This window comes from Nostoc sp. CHAB 5715, from assembly GCF_020829685.1.
Lineage (GTDB): Bacteria > Cyanobacteriota > Cyanobacteriia > Cyanobacteriales > Nostocaceae > Nostoc.
The window spans coordinates 1-2,032 of record NZ_JAIVFR010001191.1 but is presented as its reverse complement, the minus strand read 5'-3'; the positions used below and the strand labels follow the sequence as shown (position 1 = coordinate 2,032).

Here is a 2,032-nt window from a genome sequence, read left to right as displayed (position 1 = left end):
GGCGAAACAGACTGAGTTCCCCAAGGAATAGTTACCAACAAAAATTGTGAGAGATAGGGCCCATTTAGTACCCCTGGCGGAGTAACATATTTTGTACTTGAACCGGAACCGACGTAGTTGACACTACCACGAAATAAAGTTTGAGGGGTGACACGGCCATTTTGTTTTGGCCCTCGGAACGCCGAAAGCTTGTTGAGGTCTTCGACGGCTGCCAAGACTTTTGGGTTGTCAGTATTGTTTTGGAACTTGGAAAGAGGTACATCTCGGAGTAAAGCTTGCCAGTAAAGTTCAACTGCTTCAGCAGCGCGTTCTGCACTAGCTAGAGCTGGTGGTGGCGGCACAGCTATCTGCGCTGCATTGATCCCTTCTAGGCTAATTGCCAGGGCCCCTTGAGGATTGACCAGCTTTCTGGTGCCACCCAAGATGACATTTTCAAAATCATTCGGGTCTTGCGTTGTCAGTGCTTTGGTCAAAGAGTCGTAAGCTTCCAGCTTGACTTCGCCTAGCTCATTATGCGGTAGTCCCCTGCTGTCAGAGCCGATTTTGTTGGGATAACGCTCCTCATCGCCGTTGGTCGGATGAGCCGGAATCGGAATATTTCGTTGACGTGTCGCTGCTTCAAGACGTACTCGATAGCCTTTATCAACAAACCTTCTGTAGTCGAAGGGTCGATTATAATTATACCGCCTGTTGATAGCTTGGGCTTGTACAACATCTCCTCCGTTCTTTGAGGAGAAAGTTGAACCTAAAACTCCTGTAACAACGCTAGCGGCACTAAATAAACCAGCGCGACCAAGAAATGAGCGTCTGCTGGCGTGACTACCAAAAAAACGTTTGTTAGCTACACGGGGTTGTTTCAGTTTATCTTCGCTATTAGCCTGAGTATCTTGCTCGGAACCTTGATGAGAATTAGGATCTACTTGCATGAGATGTTCCCCACTGGTAAAAAATAATACGAAATTTTGCTCATGAGTGAATATATGAGCATTTGAAAGCTAGAACAACTAGCCACACACAAAATACGCACCTTTAGAAAAACAAGTTAATATCGCCGGATTTAGGATGAAATCTGGGATTACTTTACTGAAAGGTAACTTGCATAGAAGGTGATTCTCCTGAAAGTCATGTAAGTATTCAGTGCTGGTATGATGCTTTTATCACACGGCTGTTATAACTTTGTGGTTGTAATCAGTCTGATCGGATGTTGCCGGGGTTAAAGCACAGCTAAAACTACGGCTTAATTCTAGTTAAACTACAAAATACTGTAAGTCTATCGATTTATAGTATTTTATAGACAAAATCTCTCACAATCGGTGATAAAAATCAAGAGGTTTTTACAATAAACTTAGCAAGACCGTCAAAGCCCTAAAGGAAAAGGCCCACAGTGTTGTGTTCCTTGCTTGAGAGTGTGAATCAAGCGCGACACGGTGGGTTTTGATGAAGTATCAAAGGCGGTTGTGGTTGAAAGGTTGAGTTGAGAGAATTAGGCGTAGGCGTAGCCTGTCGTAGACATCGCTTCCAAATAACATCCCATAAAAACGGATTTAGCCTTTATTTGACTGTGTAATTAATCCCAACTCTGCGTAAATTGGATATACTATTTTTATCGTAAATTAAAGGGTTTAAGACCCGCAACGTCAACACGTAGTTCAGTTTCAGTCGGGGTTTAAATCCCCGTCTGAAATGTCTTTAATTTTGAATTTTGAATTTTGAATTTTGAATTGTTAAGATTTGGGGCGGTGAGCAAGTTGAATACCTGCAACAGCGCCAAAGTTATAGATCAATTCCACAGTTTTAGCCAAAGTTTCTATGTGTGCATCTGACCAGATTCCCAAATCTTGCGGGCTAATGCGCCCGCACGGCTCTTGTGCGCCCATATCCAATACCCATTCAAATGAGAATTACTATATAGGAATCGTATTTGATTTTTGAAATTATCTACGTAGGCGGGGAGTGGGTAGAGACGCGATTAATCGCGTCTGTACGGAGTAGGGAATAAGGAATTAGGCTTTTCGAGTTGTACCGAGCTTTT

The 2,032-nt window shown here is 43.2% G+C and carries 2 pseudogenes; both read right to left on the bottom strand.

The features are described from left to right. Positions 1–926 (bottom strand): annotated as a pseudogene (locus LC574_RS37575) (twin-arginine translocation pathway signal protein); the annotation flags it as partial. Positions 927–1,739: 813 nt separating this feature from the next. Further along, a pseudogene (locus tag LC574_RS37570) lies at positions 1,740–1,856 on the bottom strand (oxidoreductase); the annotation flags it as partial. Between the last annotated feature and the right edge of the window lie 176 nt (positions 1,857–2,032).